The organism is Pediococcus ethanolidurans (assembly GCF_001437405.1).
In the GTDB taxonomy this organism is placed as follows: Bacteria; Bacillota; Bacilli; order Lactobacillales; family Lactobacillaceae; genus Pediococcus; species Pediococcus ethanolidurans.
On record NZ_JQBY01000022.1, the window covers coordinates 12,744 to 35,100 of the forward strand.

Consider the following 22,357-nt stretch of genomic DNA (forward strand, 5'->3'; position numbering starts at 1 on the left):
TACCTATCTAGCTGGCTGGAGTAGTCTTCATAATTATCGTTGATTTCTCAACATTTACATTATCAGTACTTTTATCAACCGAAAAATCTTGACTGTTTGTGATAATCGCCAACGTAACTGTATCATACCCGGCCTTAGCAACTTCTGTCCAGTCCACTTTTCCAACAACTTGTCCACGAGAAACTTTTTCACCAGGTTTAACGCTCAAATTAAAGTATTTACCCTTCAAATTAACCGTATCAATCCCCATGTGAATCAAAACTTCCTCACCGGCATCGCTAGTATACCCAATTGCGTGACTAGTATCTGCTACAAACATCACTTTACCATCAACTGGTGCATATACTTTTGAATCTTCGCTAGGTTGAATGGCAACACTTTTACCCATTGTTTCTTTTGCCATAATTGGATCACTAACTTCACTAACCGGTACCTGCTTACCATCAACCGGTGCAGTAATTGTATCATTCACATACGTGATTTTTGTCTCTTCAGCAGCTGTCGTTGATGAAACAGTATCACTTTTTGAAGCAATTGAACCATTATCTACAGTATCAGACTGCATAGCATCCTTTGGAACACCAAAGAAATATGTTGCAATAAAACCACCAACATAAGCAGCCAACAAACCAAATACATAACCTAACCAGTGTCCATTATTGATCAACGGAATTAAAGCAACGCCTGATGGTCCAATAGCGATTGCACCAATATGACCTAAACCACCAATAACAGCACCGCCAATACCACCACCAATACATGCCGTGATAAATGGTTTACCAAGTGGTAAAGTAACCCCGTAAATTAAAGGTTCGCCAATACCAAGAATACCAACAGGCAATGCTCCCTTAATCATATTAGTAAGTTTATGATTACGGTGACAACGAATCCAAAGCGCAATTGCGGCACCAACTTGACCAGCACCAGCCATCGCCAAAATTGGCAGTAATGGTGTCATTCCTGTTTTATTAATCATTTCAATATGAATAGGTGTTAGAATCTGATGAAGACCGAACATAACCATCGGTAAGAATAATGCCCCCAATACAAATCCTGAGAAGGCTCCACCAACATTCAATACCCATTCGATTGCACCAACCAATGATGATGAAATAACTCCGGCAACTGGCATAACTAAGAAAATCGTAAAAATACCGACTACAAACAACGCTATTGTTGGTGTAACAATAATATCAATTGAATCTGGAATCCATTGATGAAGTTTCTTTTCTACCAATGACAGAATCCAAACAGCAAAAATAACACCAATAATACCACCTTGACCAGCAGCTAATGCCTGACCATTAAAAATGTTATGCAACGGTGCCGTTGGCAGTACTCCTGGTAATAATGTTGCGGCACCAATAATACCACCTAAACCAGGAGTTGCACCAAATTCATTGGCACTGTTAATACCAACATAAACAGCTAAATAGCTAAACATTCCGTTTTGAATGACTTTCATAATCATAATAAAGTCATTCCAACCCTTACCAATGTCACCGGCAACTAACAAGTTAGAGAGAACAGCAGCAACACCACCAATTAAACCAGCACCAACAAATGCAGGAATCAAAGGAATAAAAATATTAGAAATAGATTTCAAAATTCGTTTAATTGGAGTTTGTTTTTGTTTTGCCTTTTGTTCAGCCTTTACTTTAGCTGCTTTTGCCTCAACCATTTCTTTATCTGTCAAATGGTCGTTTTCGTTAATATTTTCAGGGAATGGTTCACCCAGCTTAACTCCGACTTCGTCAACCATTTCCTGAGCAACTTTGTTAACGGTTCCCGGTCCTATAACTACTTGAAGTGTCTCATCATCAACAACACCCAAAACACCATCAATGTTCTTCAAAGCTTCCATATCGACCTTATCCATGTCAATAATTGTCATTCGAACTCGGGTCATACAATGAATTAATTTTTCAACATTACTTGGTCCACCAACATTTTTATAAATTTCTTGGGCCAATCGTTTAATTTTTGCATCCGCCATTAGTTCTTACCTCCTCTTATTGTTTTACGAACAAAACCATGAGCTGCACGTAAACGTAAATTTGCTTCATTCTTATCTAGATCGGTTAAAATCATCACAATTGCCAATTTAACATTCTGATCAGCATCTAGAAAAGCTTTCCCAGCAGTTTCGTAATCACACTCTGTTGCCTGCATAATAATTCGCTTAGAGCGTTCTACTAACTTAGCATTGGTTGGTTTTACATCAACCATTAAATTCTTATATACCTTACCAATTCCAATCATAGAAACGGTGGAGAGCATATTTAAAACCATTTTTTGTGCCGTTCCAGACTTTAATCGAGTTGATCCTGTTAAAACTTCTGGGCCAACCGGAACTTCAATTGCCACTTCTGCGTGATCACTAATTTCTGCTTGATCATTACAGGCCAAACTAACAGTATTAGCACCCACACTTTTAGCGTAATCTAACCCACCAATTACATATGGTGTTCGCCCACTTGCTGCGATTCCAACTACAGTATCCTTATTAGTTAAGTCACGCGTTTTTAAATCATTTTCTCCCAATTCTTTTGAATCCTCGGCTCCTTCCACTGCAAGTGTCATTGCCTTTTCTCCACCTGCAATTAGTCCTTGGACCATTTGAGGATCAGTTCCAAATGTTGGTACGCATTCCGCAGCATCTAAAACCCCAAGTCTGCCACTTGTTCCCGCACCCATATAAAATAGGCGTCCGTTATTTTGAAAACTGGAAACAATTTTTTCAACAGCTTTTGTGATTTCTGGTAAAGCTTTTTTTATACTAGTTGGAACCGTTTGATCTTCAGCATTCATTAGTTCCAAAACCTTATCAATGGATAATTCGTCCAAGTTCATTGTTTTATTATTTCGTGTTTCTGTTGTTAATTTACTTAAATCGATCATCGCGTTTCCTCCTTTGACATTAAAAATTCAATTCCTGTATTTTCTCTTACTAGTGCTAATAGTTTCAAATCCTTTTTTGAAATTTGCCCAATTACATTTACCCTTTTATCTTTTGGCAAAGATACTTTACAAATTTGAATTTCTCCTTGGTATCGTCCATATTCTTGATTGTCAATTGTGATCGCACCAAATTCTCGTATTTTTTGATTTTCAGGTTCAATTTCTAACTTGGTCAATTGATTTTGTTTTCGCGACTCAACTAGCCGCACCACATCCTGTGCTACTTCTGGACGATTATGCCAAACTTTTCCAAAAAGTTTTGTATATTTTGTCTGCACATGCAATTGAAGCGTATTTTGTGAATAGAAGTTTTGAAATTGTGACATAAGTTGATTGGATATTCTCGGATCACCAATAAATACTTTATCGACTTCAAACTCATTTATTAATTCATCGGCTGCAACTAACGAATTTTCATGTCGATGATTTTCTATTGTCGGTAATCCTGCAAATATTGGTCCACGCATTTTTGCATCTCCTGGTACAAAAGCCATAACCGTAAAATGATGGGCTTTAAGCCACACATTCTTCGTTTTAAACCACCTTGTATCTAATCCTGTTTCCGGTCGTGGATAATAGTTATGCCAAGCTTCCATATGTTCAAAATTTGCTTGATTATCAATTAGTTGTTTGACATCGTTTTCATTAATTGTGCTTGCATTCAATGCAACAGGTAATTGATGACTTAGTTCTGCAATTTCTGCATTCGTAAAACCGTCATCCAATCGTAAAGCGGAAATTCCCATTTGAAGCAGTTTTTTAGCATTATGAATGGTAACATTCAAATTTTCTAGACCCTTTAAATCAAGATCAACAGTCAATTTCAACTTCTCTGCTTTGCAATACTCTCCCAGCTTTTTTAACCGTTCAACATACTTCGAAGCATCATCTTCAGGAATATGTACAGAAGAAAATACACCTTCAAAACCATTTTGTTTCATTAATTCAATATATCGTTTTGTTTGGTCATCAATCTCAGTATCCAAATAAATTGAAAAACCTAACATAGTTATATTCCTCCTTTGATACCGTTTTCATTCAACAAGATCAGTATACAATTTATGAATATAAATTTCAATAAAATATTGTTATTTTTATTTATTTATGAAATTTAATTTCTTAATAGTTAAAAAAACAAATCATATAAGTAATATGATTTGCTAAAAGCTTTCTATTTTTCAGTAACTTGCTTCACCCTAAACGCCACAATCTCACGAATTAGTTTCACTGGCAACGGTTTATCATAAGGAATTTGAATTGTCCCTTTAGAAGTATGAAACTCTTTTAATTGATCAGCAAAATGTACAATTGGATCAGCGGTTGGATAAAAGCCAAGGTGTTTTTGCGTAGCTGCAAAATACACAAGAACTTTCCCATTCTGTTTAATTGCTGGCATGTTATACGAAAACGTTTCTTGAGCTTCTGGGGCTGCATCTGCTACCAATTCACGCATAATTTGAATGACCTCTTGCTGCATCTGGGGTAGATCTTCCATGTATTCGGCCACATTCACATATTTTTTCATCATTATTCCCCTTTGGTTAAAACCGGAATCAAAATATCATCAATAATTTCTTTTAAGCTCTCATCTGTCAAAAAACCGGTCGTCAAAACTTCATCAATATACATCAAGATTGGCAAAGTAATTGCCCGATCACTCAGTTGACTTAAGTTAACTTCACCGCGTTTCTCGGCCTGTTTTAAAATAACCAAAATTCGTTTTCTAAAATTACTTTCGGGGGTCATCATGCCTTCAAACAAGTCGCTAATATGGTCACCAATTTGTTCGGCAACCAAACCGCGAATCGTTTCTTCGCCTAACACTTTAAATCCTTTAATTGGACCACTCAACAAATTAAACAAATCCTGACGAAGTGACCCTGTGTCCGTAGGTTCCATTCTAATTTCGGGGCCAAATTTTCTGAATGCCATAATTAAAATAACTGACTTTTTTGGCCAACGTCGATATAAAACTGTCTTCGTTGTGTGAGCACGCGCTGCGATTCCTTCCATGGTCATTTTATTATAACCCTTCTCTTGAAACTCTTCCCAGGCAGCCGTTAATAAGGCATTTTCAAGTTCTTTGCCACGTCGACGAGGCGTTTTTTTAATTGTCATTATTTTTCACCTAATTCTCTTGCTTTTATTTTAAATCTATTATATCATTCTCAATTGTAGATACGCGCGTATCTTATTTTGAAAACTATCAAAAACTTCATTTTATTATTCAACTAAAGAGGGAAAAATATGCAATCACAAACTATTGCACCTAAAAAAAGCAGCATCGTTGCAACCTGTGCCATTTTAATTGTTGGTGCTCTTGCACCTATGCTTGATTCCACAATGGCAAATATTGCGGTTAATTCAATTACACAAAGCCTACACACTTCCGTAAATAGTGTGCAATGGGTTGTCACCAGTTATGTTTTAGCATTGGGCATCGTGGTTCCAATTGCCGGATGGGCCATCGATTGGATTACCGGTAAGCAACTCTATCTCTGGGCGTTAGTTGGTTTTTTCGTGGGTTCTGTCATTTCCGGGCTATCATCAACCATTACGATGCTCATTATCGGCCGTGTGATCCAAGGAGCTGCATCGGGAATTATCATCCCTACAATTTCAACCCTAGTCGTTCGTGCTGCTGAAGGTAAAAATCTAGGTTATTTGATGTCTGTCGTCGGTTTGCCAATGGTACTAATGCCCATTTTAGGTCCAACAATTGGTGGTCTCATCATTGATCAACTAAATTGGCACTGGATTTTTTATATTAATATTCCAATTGTGTTAATTTCGTTAGTAATTCTCACAATTTGGTTACCTAAATTTACGCCTAATCGAAAAGGTAAACGACTTGATGTACCTAGTATCGCCCTTTTTACCGGACTTTTCACGGGATTAATTCTGGCAATCACTAAATTCAGTGATTCAATTAAGTTTTGGCAAAGTTCCGTTCTCTGGCCATTAGGGATTGGCATCAGTTGTTTAATTCTCTACATTGCCTACGCGCTTGTGTTTCCTAAACGCGCGTTAGTCAGTTTGAACCTGTTTAAAACCAAGACATTTTCGGCTGCTTCGATTCTTTTGTTGATGTCGGGAATCACACTAAATGGTGCCATGTTTTTGTTACCCCTTTATTTTCAAAATATTAAGAATTTGAGTGTAATTTGGGCTGGTATCTATTTAATTCCTCAAGGTATCGGGATGCTTTTAACACGAACTCAAGTTGGTAAAATTACCGATCACATTGGCGCTCGTTGGGTTGTCATCACGGGAATTCTAATTGCTGCAATCAGTACATTACCGTTTGCGTTTGCTGGTGCGGACACGAATAAGTGGTTGCTACTTGGCTGTTTATTAATTCGGGGAACTGGAGTAGGTGCCTTTACCATTCCGATTATGTCAGATTCGTACACTGGTTTAAAACCACAACAAATTCCAGAAGCCACTAGCGCTACCCGAATGTTCCAAAATATTGGTAGCGCATTTGGAAGTGCCATTTTGGCTACGGTCATGACGCACCAAATGACGGGGCAAACACCAACCATTGCCCATTTAGCTGGTGCCTATAATACCGCGTTTGCTTGGTCGATCGTCATTACTTTGATTGCCTTAATTCCTGCCTGGTTCTTAAGTGTTAAACGTCACAAAAAAGTGTAAACAAAAACGACTAAACTCACGAATACGCAAATTTCATGAGTTTAGTCGTTTTTTAGCGCTTAACTAATTTTGCTAGTTCCATTCTTATAATTTAATTTAACACCTTTTTGCACATTAAAAATATAAACGTTAAATCTGATTGAGTTCGAACCAATTGATTGGGCCCGCATCTCAACCCCATTTGATAACAAGTCACTGCCTTGATAAATCGGTTTTACTTCATAACGCACATAGTGTCGAGTGCTTTGACGCAAATACTTCGCAGTTTCATTTTCATATTTTGTCATCTGTGGATCATTTAATGAACGGGTTCCCGTAATTAAATTTTTCCAGTTATTGTTCTGACCTGTCAATTGATAACCAATTAGGTGACAACGATTATACAGCCAACCAGACTTAAGCTTTTTATTATGCCAACCGGTTGGATCAACGTATAAAGCTGCCCTAGCTTTTTTCGGCATTAACCGTTTATTAAGCATCGCATTCGCATCGGTTGCTCGATTTTCAACATCCAGGTTACTATATTTTTGCCAAGCTCCCTTTTTGGTTGATAAGGTTGCTTTTGAAAAACTAGGTCGGTTTTTATTAATAATCACCGTTTGAGTGCCGTGGTACTTTAGTGTACTCAACTTGGATGTACTAACCGACTTAGCCTTCTTGGCCGTAACTTTTTTTACAACTTTATGAACGACTTTTTTCTTGTGGACAGTCTTCTTTTTTCGAACGACTTTTTTCTTTTTATGCACGACTTTCTTTTTATGAACAGCCTTTTTCTTCGGTGCTTTTTCAGTGGCCGATAAGGTCAATCCTCGTTTTTTAGCAGTTGTTAAACTTACTTTGTACACTTTTTTGGCACGATTTAACCCCCGGTCATGCCGTTTGTAGAAGTAATGTTTACCAGTGCGTGTCACATACACATATGTAGTTGCTTGCGCAGTTTGCGTATTGCTTGGCAATTGTTGAACGTTGAAAGCTAACGTAAACGTCGCAATCATCAAGATTACTAGTTTTGAAATTTTTTTCATAGTTCTCCCCTAATCTTTACCACCGCGAATGGTAAATAAAAAAATATTTGGTCACTTTTTGCGTATAAGTAACCTTTTTAATGTTACCGCTATTTTATGAGAGAATAAATAAAAAATTGGGTATACAAGAAAAGTAATCATTTTCTCGTACACCCAACGCTTAATCATTTTTAGCTTGCCAATAAATTAATTTTCCATGGTCATCTTTAACAACCGTTCCGTTTGCAACTTCAGCATTATTCTTTTCAAAACTAATCGCAAACACGACATTTTCTGGCAAATGATTTTTTTGATAGATCATTTTTAATATGACCATTTTTCGTTTTCTAGTCCAATGTAACCGGTCATTATTCATATTTGCATCAACACTCAGTGCCGGATCGTCCGAATTTTCATGACGATTAATTCCCCAAAAATAATATCTTTTTGCTCGTTGAATAAAATTTGGTTTCATTGAACCAAAATTTCCATGTAGATAATCGCCTGTTACTGAATGATTCAAATTATCAAATTCTGTCGTAAAACTGACTTTTGCATGATTCGTTTTAAATGATCTAAAACTAGCGTCTGAATAACACTTATGCCATAATTTCGTTAACATTTTAATATCTAAATCTGAATTATCAACCTTATTTTTAGTTATATCTTCAGCCTGAAGGTGAATTTTATGATGTACTGTTACCACATCAAAAACCGGATGAATTTTAACGGTTGGATTTCCCAATAATAAGACCGTCGTTGTTATCGTGGGATCTTCGATTTGGTCAAAATCATCAAACAAATCATCTTTTTTAGCCTCATATCGATATTGTAAATTAGGGGAGATTAAGTTCATTTCCTGTCTTACAGTCCGTTCAATTTTGTTACTTTTTATTGCTTTTTTCGCATATCGAACTTCATTTCTTTGCTGATAGGTTGGTAAAGTTATTATTATCATTGCACCATATAACAACACCAAGATCCCCACACAAATACCCAAAGTAATTAGAACAATTTTCATCGTTTTATGTAACATTGAATTACTCCCCCGAATTCAAATTTTACTAACTTAATTTTATGCTTATTTTTTAAAAAAATAGCTAAACACCGCCACTTTAACCAGTTCTTAAAAAATAGTTTTCATATTGACTGCACAGTCATTGACTTACAAGTCAATGAGATTTATACTCTGTTTACCAATTAATCAGAGCAACATTTTAGCGCGATTAATTTCATAAACTATTTGTGGTTAAAAATCATAAGGAGGTCAGCATTATGGCTGAAACAGTACTTTCAATTAATCATTTACAAAAAAAATTTGGTAAATTCGAGGCATTAAAGGATATTACCTTTGATGTCCAAAAAGGAGAGGTCTTTGGTTTTATTGGACCAAATGGTGCCGGTAAATCAACTACCATTCGAACGTTATTAGGAATCTTACGTGCATCAGGTGGTTCGGCCACTATTTTTGGTAAGGATGTGTGGAAAGATGCGGTTAGTATTCACGAACGGTTGGCCTACGTCCCAGGTGATGTTTATCTTTGGCCCAATTTAACTGGTGGCGAAATTATTGATCTGTTTTTGAAACTAAACCATCAAAAACACACAACTCATGCGGATGAACTCATTAAACAGTTTGAACTAGATCCGTCAAAAAAGGCACGTACCTATTCAAAAGGAAATCGCCAAAAAGTAGCTTTAATTGCGGCCTTTTCAACTGACGCTGATTTGTATATTTTTGATGAACCAACCTCAGGGTTAGATCCTTTGAATGAAGAAATTTTCCAAAAAAATGTTTTAGCATTGAAATCACAAGGTAAAAGCATTCTTTTATCCAGTCACATTCTCTCAGAAGTTGAACGAATGTGTGATCGAATTGGCATTATCCGTGAGGGACGCATTATCGAAACAGGAACCTTAGATGAAATGCGTCATTTAACACGAACCATGGTAACCGTTCAAACTCGCCAAACTTTACCAGACTTGTCTGGAACTGACGATGTTCACAATTTCAAGCGATCTGATGACACACCTAACAAGGCAAGTTTTAGTGTCGACTCTGATAAAATGGATAAGGTAATGCAAACACTAGCTGGTTTGGAAATTATTGGTTTACAAAGTACACCACCAACTCTAGAAGATCTCTTCTTACGTTACTACCAAAAAGATAGCAAGGGAGATGGCCAAGATGAAGCATAGTTCGTACCAACAAAGCGGTTTTTTAACCCGTTTTAACTTACGCCGTGACTGGTTTGTTATTCTTGTTTGGCTTGTTATTCTGGGTGGCTTAATGGCCTCAGTTGCTTTTAAATTTAATGATCTTTATGGTTCGAAAGATTCAATTTCAAGCATCGTCACCACACTCAAAATGCCGGCAATGGTTTCTTTGTTTGGTACCTTTGTTGCTAAGGCACCTTATACAACGGCCGATATTTTTGCTAGTGAAATGATGGTCTTCATGGCATTATTTATGGCAGTTATGAATATTTACTTTGCCGTTCGTAATACCCGTGATGAGGAAAGTAATGGGATGTTGGAACTGCTTCGCGCACATGCGATCGGCAAACAAAGCCCTTTACTTGCTGCCACCATCGAATTATTTTTAATTAATCTACTAATGGGCTTGTTTTATTTCGGTGGTTTACAAATATCTGGCATGCACGGCATGACAGTCACCGGAAATCTGCTGATTGGTGCCGGTTTAGCAACCGTTGGATTTATGTTTGGAAGTGCCGCTTTACTGATGGCCCAAATTAGCGATAATCCTCGTGGTGCAACCATGTTAAGCTACTTGTTTTTAGGCGTCACTTACCTTGTCCGCATGATTACGGACGTGCAAAACGCTGATTTGACTTGGTGGTCACCATTTGGTTGGGTTGAAAAACTATCGATTTACCACGAAAATAATTGGAGTCCCATCTTACTCATGGTGGCTTTAACCGCCGTTTTATTACTGTTAACTTTTTATGCTAGTCGCCATCGTGATGTTGATGCCGGTTTGCTTGCAACCCGCGGTGGTCGTAAACGCGCTTCTGTCTTTTTAACCGGACCATTTAGTTTGGTTATGCGTCTCGATCGACTCAGCTTGATTGTGTGGGTTCTTGCGGTCATTGTGTTAGGAATTTCCTATGGTTCCATTTTTGGTACTGTTGGTGATATCATGAAAACTAATCCACTGATGGGCAAACTAATGGGCGCAACAGCTGTAGATGCTGCTAATCGTGCAATTGTTCTAAAATTTGCAGCTCTATTAATGATTGTTTTTGCCGTTTTGGTAACTGTACCTAGTGTGCAAACCTTGCTCAGAATCAACGGTGATGAACGTAAAGGCTGGCTAGAACAAATTCATGCTAAAGCCATTTCACGTGGTCATATTTTTAGCAGTTACGTTGCCGTTGCTCTAATTATCGGCACCCTTTCCATGTTTGCCGCCGTTTTTGGCCTTTGGTTAGCCAATAATTCTGTTATGGATAATCCACTTTCGTTTGCCCGCTTATTCCGTGGCTTTATTGGCTATCTACCAGCACTTTACGTCACGTTAGGAATTAGTATTGTGATTATCGGTTGGTTGCCACGTTTCCAGACTGTTATCTGGGCACTACCGGTTTACGGATTGATTAGCCTCTACTTTGGTAATTTATTGAATTTACCAAACTGGGCTGAAAATCTTACCCCTTATGGCTGGATTAATCAGGTCCCCGTGAAAGCTGTAGATTGGTCACAGGTCTGGATTTTACTTGGTGTGGCCGTTATTTTGTTTGTGATTGGTTTTGTAGGTTATAAACGAAGAGATTTGATAGAAAATTAAAGTTACTTTTCCCTCTCAATTTCCAGATACAAAAATCAAAAGGAGGTCATTACTTTCATGCCCGTAAAGGAATCAAAAAAAGTCCCAATGGATCCTCAAAAAGTTGAACGAATTATGAGTGTGTCCTTAACCGAATTTGCCCATCATGGTTATCAAGGTACCAAGACGGACAACATCGCCAAACAAGCCAACGTTTCCAAAGGCATCATTTTTCGTTACTATGGCAACAAAGTCCAGTTGTACCTGGCCACCATCAAGTTTGCAACTGAACATATTACTAACGTTGCTGACTACAGCGTTTGGCAGAATGCTCATGATTTAGACGAAATGATTGTGAATGTAACCAAATATAAGATCCAGTTGCAGTTACAATTTCCAGACGAATTCAAAATTTTGTTGGATGCTTACGCTGGGGTTGGTGATGCCCCCGCTGCTTTGCGACAAAAGGCGGCAAAATTCTATGCTAATGAAACTAATGATAACCTAAACACATTAGTGGAACCGGTGCTCAACCGACTTCCCGTTCGTTCTGATATTGATCGTCAAACAATTCAAAATTTAATGGTGGCAGTTTTCAACCAAGTTGGTTTGGAAACAAAGGCATTTATGAAACAGCACCCTGATGCAGATTTAACCGACTTTGATGAAATTATTAACCATGTTCGTCAATATATGGATATCTTAGAACACGGATTTTTGACAGCTTAATCGAAACCTAAAAAGGACATTGATTTTTAAAAATCAATGCTCTTTTTTTAAACTTGTTTTAGTTTTTATTACGATCATTTAATTTAGCATAATTTCTTGAGTAAAATGCTTTAAATATACTAAAAAAATAGTATAATAACAGTTGTTGAATAAAAGTGAACGCTTTCTTTGATAACCATGATTTCCTAAACACTTTTTTTATTTCTAATTTATAGAAAAGATTAATTGTTGTTGTGACAATGTTCATTATTGTAAGCAAAAAACTTACAAATATCTATAAATATGAAATTTTTTAAAAAATAGCAGAAATTTGTGGTATTATTTTATTTGTGCTCTTTTAGTGCTAATTAGTATGCTTAAACGCAAAATATTTGGAGGAAAAATAGACTATGTTTTATTACGACTATGATCAACTGAACTTCGCACGACATAAGCTTGATTCAAAAAAATCAAATTACTTACTTCGTTTTTCGTTTCTAGAATATAATTTAATCTTTAATTTTGAAAAAAGAGATCATCACCGTGCCGATCGCGAATTAACCTTATTTTTTGAACGTCACACGGAACTCATTAAAAACGCTACCCACGAAGAGCTTCACCGGAGTTTAATCAATATCGTGAGTGACTTTACCATGACTGGATTAGCAAATCACTTTAATGCGACTAATTTTGTTCAGTTACGTGAAGCTTATATAGATTGGCTAACACCTGAAAAGCCAGAAGATCCGGAAGCATTTCAAAAGATCTTGAAATTAATTTGTAAAGACTTCTTTGACTTACAATCTCCTGAGGATCAGATCACTTCTACAGATACGGTGCCAAAGCAAGTTTATCAAATTACGTACTACGTAAATATGCATTTATATGATAAAATGCAACCTATCAAAATTGCGGAGTACTTACATTTATCCTATCAATACGTTTCACGTTTATTTACCCACACCATGGGTCTGTCGATTCAAAGCTACATTGATAAACAACGAGTTGATGAGTCTAAAAAATTATTATTGCACACAGATTTGCCATTGAATGAAATTGCTAGCATGCTAAATTACTACGATTCTAGCAATTACATTAAGCATTTTAAGAAGTTCTCTGAAACAACACCAAAACAGTACCGTTTACAAAATCAACGTAAACGAAGTTCGTCAACTCAAGATGTCATTATCGATAATAATCAACGTTATTAAAACAAATTTAGTAAGTTTAAAATAATAAAAGCCAACCTCAGACTCAAATCTAAAGTTGGTTTTTATTTTGCGTTCATTAACTATTTCTAGTTAAAAGCGATCTTTTTTTCTTCTAATTCCAAACAGACCAAGCAACATCCCCATCAAACTTAAACCAAGAATCGTCAAAGGATTGCCCTGACTATCACTCGTCTGTGGTAATCGTTTCTGATTCTGTAATTTGTTTGCGTGATAACGTGCAGTTCTGGTTTGATTTGCATTAGTTAAACTAATTGATTTAACCCTTCCGTTATTCACTGAAGTTGACTTCGTTGTTGAAACTGAATTGGATTCATTCTTGCCAGAATTTTCTGGTTGACTTGGTTTTGTTGGTTGCCCAGGTTTATTCCCAGTTGGCGGATTAGTTGTTCCGCCTGGTTCACCACCATTACCTGGCTTACCAGGATTATTTTGACTAAGAATTGTGAAGGTTCCTGCAATAAAGTTAGCATTTGTAAAGGTATAGTCTGGATTTGCTGCTTCAACTTTAGCAATTCCAGCAGCGTTTAGCGTTACGCTATAAACACCCACCGCAGTTGGTACACCAGTAATCGTTTGTCCTTTAGCATTAGTGAAGACAAAGTCATCATTGGTTAAAGATGCAGCCGTTAAACCAGTTCCATAGGTAACTGTAAAGTCTGGTGTTGCATCACCATAATGAATGGTTTGACTATTCGTTGTGACATCTTTAGCTGCTGCTGGTGAAATTACAAAGGTCCCAGCTCCAGTGAAACTTACCTCATAATCAGTTCCAAGTGCTTGTTGAATGGCTTGTTTACCAGTATCCGTTAATTGAACTTGATAACTTCCTGGTTCAATACCACCACTTACCAAAGCAATATCATCATCGGTTAATGTGTAGGACTGTCCATTTGGTAAAGTAACTTGATAATAGCTAGCTTTTGGTTGTTGTTGCGCACCTGTATAGGTTTCGGTTTCATTACCGCTTAAGCTAACCGTTGCCTTAGCTGGGGCAATTGTTAAGCTCCCATTAACTACTTCAACTTCATAATTTGAATTATCAGTTGCGTTTGTGAGTACATCAATTGGATAAGTTCCTTGTTCGATGTCCTTGCTGACGTCTGTCAAACTATAAACTAGATTCGTACCATCAACTGGTTTACCACTCACAGTTGCCGTCAAATTATCACTATACGGTTTGCCATCATACGTCTTAGAAACTGTTGGTGCGGTAATAGTAACTTTGGCCTTATCAATAATAACTTTGCCAGTTACGTTAGTATCATTCAATACATAGTTGTTGCCAACTGTTGCTTGAATTTTGTCAATGCCTGCAGTTGTTAATTGATAAGTGTAACTACCTGCGTTTGTACTGTCGTTTTTCACATCAATATCGTCACTAGTTAAATCAACTGTTTGTGAGTTGCCATTTTCTAAGGTTACTGTGGCAACTAAGTTCTTGGCTTCACTAGCTTTTGTGCTACCATCGTACGTAAATTCACCGTTATTGACACTCACATTAGCCGTTGCAGCTTTAATCGCAACCGACCCGGTAATGTTTGTGTCATCCACAGCATAGTTATTACCAACAGCAGCTTGAACTTTAGTCAATCCAGTAGCACTTAACGTATAAACATAATTACCAACATTTACGCTGTCATTTGCAATTGATACGTCTGAACTGTCTAAATCAACAGTTGTCTTGGTACCATCCGCTAATGTCACTGTGGCAACTAACCCAGCAGCTTCACTAGCTTTGGTTTTACCGTCGTACGTAAATGAAGTTTGATTCAAACTAAGCACCGGTTGTGCCGCTGTAATTGTTAGTTTTCCAGACTGAACAGTAATATCATAGTTGGGATTATCAGCGTCAGTTGCAGTCACATCAATTGGATAAGTTCCTTGATTAACATCCTGACTAACATCCGTTAAGCTATAAACTAACGCTGCTCCATCAGTTGGTTTGCCTTCCACTGTGGCTGTTATATCTCCACTATATGGACTTCCATCATACGTCTTAGAAACTGTTGGTGCGGTAATTGTAACTGCCGCTTTATCGATGGTAACTTTGCCGACTGTTCCTTGACTGACCGTGTAGTCTTTGCCAACTGCGTCTTGAACTTTAGCTAATCCGGTAGCATTCAAACTATAAGTGTACTCACCGGCGTTCACACTGTCATCATCATTAGTAATAGCAATATCTGAGCTGTCTATAGAAACTACTTGTGTACTGCCATCTGACAAAGTAACCGTCGCAGTTAGACCAGATGCCTCACTAGCTTTAGTGGTACCGTCATACGTAAACTTAGTGTTACTCAAATCTGCTGAAGTCTTTGCAGCATTGATGGTCAAGCTTCCAGCTACTACCGAAATCTTGTAGTTGGGATTATCAGCATCAGTTGCAGTCACATCAATCGAATAGGTTCCTTGATTAATGTCATTGCTAACATCCGTCAAGCTATAAACTAACGCTGCTCCATCAGTTGGTTTACCTACCACTTTGGCTGTTAAATCACCTGTATAGGCCTGACCATCATATGTCTTAGAAACCTTTGGCGCGGTAATTGTGACTGCCGCTTTATCGATGGTAATTGTGCCATTAGCTCCCAAACTAACCGTGTAGTTACCACCAGCAGCATTTTGAACTTTAGCTAATCCGGCAGCACTCAAAGTAAATGTATAACTACCTGCGTTACTACTATCTTCGCCCTTAGTAAAGGTAATATCTGAACTATCTAAAGCAACAGTTGTGCCATTAACTGTAGCAGTTAATCCAGTATCACTAGCTTCTGTTGTACCATCATACGTGAACTTAGTGTTACTCAAATCTGCTGTTGTCGTGGCTTTTGTGATTGTTAATCCTCCAGATACAACAGTAATGTCATAATTTGGATTATCAGCGTCAGTTGCAGTCACATCAATTGAATAGGTTCCTTGATTAACGTCCTTGCTAACATCCGTTAAACTATAAACTAAAGCTGCTCCATTAGTTGGTTTGCCTGCCACTGTGGCTGTCAAATCACCCGTATAGGCTTGCCCATCATACGTCTTAGAAACTGTTGGAGCGGTAATTGTGACTGCCGCTTTATCGATGGTAATCGTGCCATCAACTCCCAAACTAACTGTGTAGTTACCACCAGCAGCATTTTGAACTTTAGCTAATCCAGTGGCATTCAAAGTAAATGTATAACTACCTGCGTTACTACTATCATTGTCACTAGTAATAGTAATATCTGAGCTATCTAAATCAACGTTTTTACCATTAACTGTCGCAGTTAATCCAGTTGCCTCGCTGGCCGTTGTAACACCGTCATACGTAAACTTAGTTCCATTCAATGTAGCTTCGAGCCCTGCCGGTACGATGGTGATTGTGCCAACTTTTTCATCATTCAAAACATAATTACTGCCTAATTCGTTTTGAACTGCTTTTCGTCCCGCGGAGCTTAAGATGTACGTGTATGTGCCTTGGCTGGTACCATCCGTACTTAATAAAGTTACATCTGCACTAGTTAGGTCCACCTGTTTTGTGCTACCGTCAGCTAGTGTCACCGTCGCGGTTAATCCGCTGGCATCACTGGCTTTGGTCGTACCATCATACGTAATGGTTGGTGAGCTTAAAGTAACAATATATTTAGCTGGTGTGATGGCAATATTACCCGAAACATTGTTATCAGTTACCGTATAGTTGTTACCAACGGCTGTTTGCACCTTAGTTAACCCAGTTGTTGATAGAGTATAAACATAATTATTAACATCCGTGCCGTCGGAAACCACATTAATATCAGCACCGGTCAAAGAAACATTTTTTGTACCGCCATCTGCATCAAGTAAAGTGACCGAAGCCACTGGATCTGCGCCACTGGCTTTGGTTGTCCCATCATAGGCGAACCCGCCGTCATTTAAGACAACTGTTTCGGTAAGCGGACTAATGGTAATAGTGCCCGTTTCGGTTGGGTTCGTGATTGCCACACCACCAACTAATTCTTCTAGTCTTGTCAAACCTGATTCACTCAGTTGATACGTGTAGGTATCAGCGGCGGTATTATCCCCAGTCACCTGAATATCATCGCTGGTCAGCGTTACCGTCTCGGTAGCTCCAGTTGATAGAATCAGACCAATTGTCAAATCAGGTGCTCCGCTGGCCTTGGTTGTACCATCATACGTAAAACCGGTGTCGCTCAAAATTACGGCCGGTGGCGATGCAATGACGATATTTCCAGTAACTGCAGAACCATTGACAACGTCGGTAACCGCATAATTATCACCGACTGCCGCTTGGACTTTCGCCAGGCCACTGTCCATTAGTGTATAGGTGTAGTCCCCACCAACCGTGCTATCATTTGGTACCGAAATATCATCACTAGTCAGATTTACAGTAGCCACGTCGCCATTCGTTAAGGTAACCGTGGCCTGTAAATTGTCTGCCTGACTAGCTTTGGTTGTGCCATCATAGGCAAATCCACCGTTATTCAGTGAAACTGGTGTACTGAGTTCCAAGATCTCAACACTGCCAGTTGTATCTGTATTAGTTAATGTGTAGCTTGTGCCAATAGCTGCTTGAACTGCATCCAAACCGGCTGCATTTAACTGATAGGTATATGTCTTAGCATCGGTCCCATCAGTTACAAATTCGACCTCATCACTACTCAGTGAAACAGGAATTGTCGTAGTCCCATCTGGCAAAGTAACTGTAGCAACCAAGCCAGTTACATCACTTGCTTTTGTCGTTCCATCATAGATAATTTGCTTTGAGTTAAGCCCTATGGTAGCTTCAACTGCCAGAATGGTAATCTTTCCGGTTACATTAGAATCTGTTGCCGAATAATTATTCCCTAATTTTGACTGCACATATTTCAAACCGGTTGGATTAAGCGCATAAGTGTAAGTTTTCGCTGCCGTACCATCGTTAGTCACCGCAATATCAGCACTACTTAGATCTACAGTAATCGTTGTTCCATCAGCGGCTGTGACTGTAACCGTGGCCTTTAAACCAGTGACATCGCTGGCCTTAGTCGTACCATCATACAAAATTGTTACATCGTTCAAACCTACTTGGGTTTCAAATGGTGTAATGGTAATGGTACCAGTGGTCGTTGGATTACCCAGATTGTTTGTGGCGCCAATAATGGTTTGAATTGCAGACAATCCAGTGGCTGATAAACCATACGTGTAGCCGCCAACTGCCGTGCTGTCGTTTGTTACCGTAATGTCATCACTAGTCAAATTTAGAGTTTGCGTACTACCATCCTCTAAAGTAACTGTAGCAACTAAGCCTGTAACACCGCTAGCTTTTGTATTGCCATCATATTGGAGTTTTTGATTGTTTAGAGCTACCGTTGGAGCATTCAGAATCGTAATCTGAGCTGCAGAACCCGCACCGGCAATAGCAGGTGAATAACCATCCGCATAAAATGCGGTCTGAAGATAGCCTGTTTTGCCAGCCTGTTCATCAAAATCAGCTGTGGTTCCCGTAATTGCGATTCGGCCAGTGGAAGCATTACTTGGAATCGCATCAAATTCAATAATAATTGAACGAATTGATGACCAATCTGATACCTGATCAGCCGTGACATATCCCGTTGTGGAGACTGTATCGCCAGGAGTTTGTTGTGACGTCGAGTAGAGTACTGTAGCTTTTAAGGCATCTCCATTTGTATAAGTACTTGGTAATGTGATGGCCTTTGTTAAATCAAAGGTGTATTCAGAGCCCTGACTATCACCAGCTGTTGGCAAATTAATCAAGGAAATCGCATTTTTAGCTGCAGAAGCCACAACATTAAGCACTGTATCATAGAAGGTTAGAGTCTGATCTCCCCCAATATAGGAAGTTCCATCTTGTACAGCAGTTATATCTTGATTACCTTGCGCTAAACTAACATTAGCAAGCGTTGAAACCGTCGTAATTGTCCATTGATGACCGCTCCCAAAATCACCCATAAAAAAGGCATTTGCGTCCCCATCTGTGAAGGAAGTATCTGTAACTTGCGTTTTATTTGTTAATTGCGTTTCTGGTGATGTCACATACATTGTATAATCATATTTTCCTGGCATCGCATCAACGTTGTTTGACAACCAGATTTGTATAAGTTGGGTTTGTTGTGTCGTGACTGAAACTCCGGTTCCCGTATAATCAACCTTAACAACTTCTTGTCCGTTATCCGCTAAGAATTCAGAAACCAATCCACCGGCTGGAACATTTTTAATACTTTCAATATGGGTAGCAGAAGGAAGCACAAAATAATAGATAGGTTCGTATACTTCATAGGCTGTCTGACCAGAAGTAAGGCCCGCTGTTTCAAGAGAAATATAACCCGCATTTGTTGCTCCAACTGCTTGGTTTCCCTGCCATGCATACCCTTTAACTATAGCAACCGCATTCGTTGGAGAAATTACAGTTTGTGTAAATGGCACTGATGATTCTGCATCAGAATCACTAATCGTAATTGATGACACCAATTTATCTCCGTCACTTACCTGTGAACCATTATCATAAGTTGAAGAAACTGCACCATACACTGTAAAACCTTGTGAACCACTTGTCGCACCAGGTGCCAAATAATTAGGTGTGAATACTATTGTACGAATTGCCGAACTATCTGTTGGTGTAACTGTTCCTCCAGCAAGGACCGTTCCCGTCTCAACTGTACCGTCTGCTAAGGTCATTGTGTAAGCATAGCTGGTTGTACCTGGTAAATAAGAGGTTGTTGTTGCTCCTTCATTTGGGACTTTAATGCCAGTAGCATCTAAACCATTTGGAATGGTCAACGTAATCGAAATATCACTTAGCGAACCTGCGCTTCCCGTCGTAAACGTAAATGTATTTAGATAATCTGGATCATTGGTTGGATCATCATCCAACAACAATTGTGTAGACGATAAACTACTATTTCCAGCGGCTGTTGCTGAAATATTCTGTTTTCCTGAATCACTTGCTGCAAGAATTGTTTCTGTCCAAACGGTGTTAGCAGTTGACGTAAGCGTATCTCCCGCAGCATCAATAAATTGCGTCATTGTTGCTGCTCCTGAAGCCGTCAACGTCTGTGTGCTATCGGTTTGTGTCACATTATAAGACCCAGCTATTTTATAAGAAAAATCAGTACTATTTTGAGAATTTTGTTGACCAGAGCCGATTGGAACCGTGATGATCACATCACCGCCTCTTCCTCCCGGCTGCGTAATTGTTGTTGCATCTGTAAAATTGTTTAAGGAAGAAGTCAAACTGCTATCAAGAATAAAACTACTTGGTACAGGAATGGTAATAGTAGTTCCATAATTTGCCGCAGAATTAACTTGCTTTGATGGATTAGAATCATCTAAAACACCGTCAGCCTCGTTTGCACTAATATTATAAACATAATCAGTGTTAGGCAACACTGAATCAATTGTTGTTGTAGGATAGGTACGGCTTGGAGTTGACAGTGCCGCGGATGGACTAACTTTTTGGGTAAAATTAACTGGTGCTTGTTCTACTTCATTAATTGTATAACTAATAGTTTTTTGTATGGTTCCAATATCCGTCATGGGTTTAGACTGACCCCAAACGTTATTATTTTGACCCAAAGTAATATGTTGAGTAAAAGTATACGTTCCTGACAAATCCGGACTTAAAGTATCCGTAATCGTAGTGGAGCCGTCTGCATTTTTAATAGATGTGGTGGTTCCACCAGCAGACATTTTTTCAAAATTCTGACTTAGTTGATATACACTACTATCGGCAGGAATGGTAATCGTAAAAATGTCACCGGCTGAACCTGTAAACTTAAATACGATTGTCATATTATTTCCACTGGAGCCATACCCCATTGTTAATTGAGATAGTGTTACACTGGCAGAACTGGTTGAAGCCACTGCCGTCACTGCAGCTTTAGCACGCACATTCATTAATGCGGCAGCCACTTGTTTGGTCGCATCGGAAACGACCGCTGTGCTAGTAGTGGCACTGGTTGTGGCCAGTGTGGCACTTGAAGTATTAACACTAGCATCAGAAGCTGCTACCGATGTAACAGTAGACCCACTTAACTCACTAGTTGCATCACTCGAAGAACTAGCACTGGATGCGTTAGCTGAAGAAGCGGCTGTTGAAGATGCACTAGTCACCGAACTGGCCGAATTATTTGTACTTGGGTCGCTAGAAACTGAACTTGTCGACGAATCACTGGCACTAGCCGCAGAAGAACTCGTTGATGTGCTCGACGACGCTGCAGTACTTGTGGCCGATGAACTTGCCTGACTAGTACTAGTTGATGAACTTTTAGCTGCAGAAGATGCATTGCTTGTAGAACTAGCACTTGTTGAGCTAGATTCTGCAGAAACTTTGTTGGAATCAGAAGTTTCCTCTGAACTACTAGCCGCAGAAGACTTAGCTTCAGATGTCACATCTGCACTTGTTGCTGAAGATGTGTTTGTAGCCGCTGTTGAACTAGAAGCAGCTGTTGAAGTCGCATCTGACGTCGTGCTACTGGAACTTGTTGTTGAACTAGAATCACTGGCACTTTTAGCAACGATTGCGCTTTCATTTGTAGCTGCTGTATCACTAGCCTGAATCGAATAGGATCCAAAGGTAATGCCTGCCCCAAAAGTAAGTAATGAAACGGCTGCAAATAACCAGCCTTTGCTTGTCTTATACATTTTATAGTGTCGTTTGATTTTTCCCGAATCTCGTAACAACTTTAAATACTTTTTTTGATTCCGATTCATCAAAATTATCACTCCTCATTCTTATTTAAGGGAACAATTTATTTCCTCATAAAAATATCATAATTCAACGTTATTATACCATGCTATTTTTGAAACAAGGTCAAAATCACACTATTTTTTGTGCTATTTTCATATTTTGCAAATATTTTGCTCTAAAAATTGGATATTTCAGAAAAATATAAGAAAAAAAGAATAGTTTTTTCATATGTTCAACGTTATAAGGTTAATTTCATAATTTTTGCACAAAACTACACACGAATTTCTACCACTGCTATTGTTAATTTATGATATTCACAATTCTATGTCAAGGGCGGTTTAAAAATGTACAAAAT

The 22,357-nt window shown here is 38.6% G+C and carries 13 protein-coding genes; 5 read left to right on the forward strand and 8 right to left on the reverse strand.

The annotated features are described in order from the left end of the window. Nucleotides 1-7: 7 nt before the first annotated feature. The 5 genes from IV87_RS08825 to IV87_RS08845 form a co-directional block, all read right to left on the reverse strand. Nucleotides 8-1,996: a glucose PTS transporter subunit IIA gene (locus IV87_RS08825; RefSeq protein ID WP_057807474.1), complete on the reverse strand. Its 1,989-nt coding sequence runs from the start codon at nucleotides 1,994-1,996 to the stop codon at nucleotides 8-10. Then, nucleotides 1,996-2,901 carry an N-acetylmuramic acid 6-phosphate etherase gene (murQ, locus tag IV87_RS08830; protein ID WP_057807476.1) on the reverse strand — a complete coding sequence of 302 codons (906 nt, stop codon included), beginning with the start codon at nucleotides 2,899-2,901 and terminating at the stop codon, nucleotides 1,996-1,998. Before murQ ends, IV87_RS08825 begins: the two co-directional genes overlap by 1 nt. Beyond that, nucleotides 2,898-3,968: a DUF871 domain-containing protein gene (locus tag IV87_RS08835; protein WP_074693955.1), complete on the reverse strand. Its 1,071-nt coding sequence runs from the start codon at nucleotides 3,966-3,968 to the stop codon at nucleotides 2,898-2,900. The genes murQ and IV87_RS08835 overlap by 4 nt, the downstream gene beginning before the upstream one ends. 164 nt (nucleotides 3,969-4,132) lie before the next feature. Further along, the gene (locus tag IV87_RS08840) at nucleotides 4,133-4,486 is read right to left on the reverse strand and encodes an iron chaperone (RefSeq protein WP_082623559.1); all 354 of its coding nucleotides are present in this window, start codon (nucleotides 4,484-4,486) and stop codon (nucleotides 4,133-4,135) included. Nucleotides 4,487-4,488: 2 nt separating this feature from the next. After that, nucleotides 4,489-5,079, reverse strand: coding sequence for a TetR/AcrR family transcriptional regulator (locus tag IV87_RS08845; protein ID WP_057807480.1), 591 nt, complete (start codon nucleotides 5,077-5,079; stop codon nucleotides 4,489-4,491). A 129-nt stretch (nucleotides 5,080-5,208) separates the two neighbouring features. On the opposite strand from IV87_RS08845, the gene IV87_RS08850 reads away from it, so the two are divergent. Continuing rightward, entirely contained in the window at nucleotides 5,209-6,618 is a 1,410-nt protein-coding gene (locus IV87_RS08850) for an MDR family MFS transporter (protein ID WP_074693953.1), read from the forward strand. A 59-nt stretch (nucleotides 6,619-6,677) separates the two neighbouring features. Here the strand turns inward: IV87_RS08850 and IV87_RS08855 are convergent, their stop codons facing one another. Together IV87_RS08855 and IV87_RS08860 are read right to left on the reverse strand one after the other, a co-directional pair. Beyond that, complete coding sequence (locus IV87_RS08855; RefSeq protein WP_371862119.1) at nucleotides 6,678-7,613, reverse strand: DNA/RNA non-specific endonuclease; 936 nt, start codon at nucleotides 7,611-7,613, stop codon at nucleotides 6,678-6,680. A gap of 190 nt (nucleotides 7,614-7,803) precedes the next feature. Beyond that, complete coding sequence (locus IV87_RS08860; RefSeq protein ID WP_057807483.1) at nucleotides 7,804-8,658, reverse strand: hypothetical protein; 855 nt, start codon at nucleotides 8,656-8,658, stop codon at nucleotides 7,804-7,806. 239 nt (nucleotides 8,659-8,897) lie between these two features. On the opposite strand from IV87_RS08860, the gene IV87_RS08865 reads away from it, so the two are divergent. From IV87_RS08865 to IV87_RS08880, 4 genes are all read left to right on the forward strand, one after another. Then, nucleotides 8,898-9,821, forward strand: a complete 924-nt coding sequence (locus IV87_RS08865) for an ABC transporter ATP-binding protein (RefSeq protein ID WP_057807485.1) — start codon at nucleotides 8,898-8,900, stop codon at nucleotides 9,819-9,821. Next, nucleotides 9,811-11,430 (forward strand): ABC transporter permease, encoded by a 1,620-nt coding sequence (locus IV87_RS08870; protein ID WP_057807487.1) that lies wholly within the window; start codon nucleotides 9,811-9,813, stop codon nucleotides 11,428-11,430. Before IV87_RS08865 ends, IV87_RS08870 begins: the two co-directional genes overlap by 11 nt. A 57-nt stretch (nucleotides 11,431-11,487) precedes the next feature. After that, nucleotides 11,488-12,138 carry a TetR/AcrR family transcriptional regulator gene (locus IV87_RS08875; protein ID WP_057807489.1) on the forward strand — a complete coding sequence of 217 codons (651 nt, stop codon included), beginning with the start codon at nucleotides 11,488-11,490 and terminating at the stop codon, nucleotides 12,136-12,138. Nucleotides 12,139-12,527: 389 nt separating this feature from the next. Beyond that, nucleotides 12,528-13,328, forward strand: a complete 801-nt coding sequence (locus IV87_RS08880; RefSeq protein ID WP_057807492.1) for a helix-turn-helix transcriptional regulator — start codon at nucleotides 12,528-12,530, stop codon at nucleotides 13,326-13,328. Nucleotides 13,329-13,418: 90 nt separating this feature from the next. On the opposite strand, the gene IV87_RS08885 is transcribed toward IV87_RS08880, so the two are convergent. Continuing rightward, nucleotides 13,419-22,025, reverse strand: a complete 8,607-nt coding sequence (locus IV87_RS08885) for an MBG domain-containing protein (RefSeq protein ID WP_057807495.1) — start codon at nucleotides 22,023-22,025, stop codon at nucleotides 13,419-13,421. Nucleotides 22,026-22,357 lie beyond the last annotated feature (332 nt).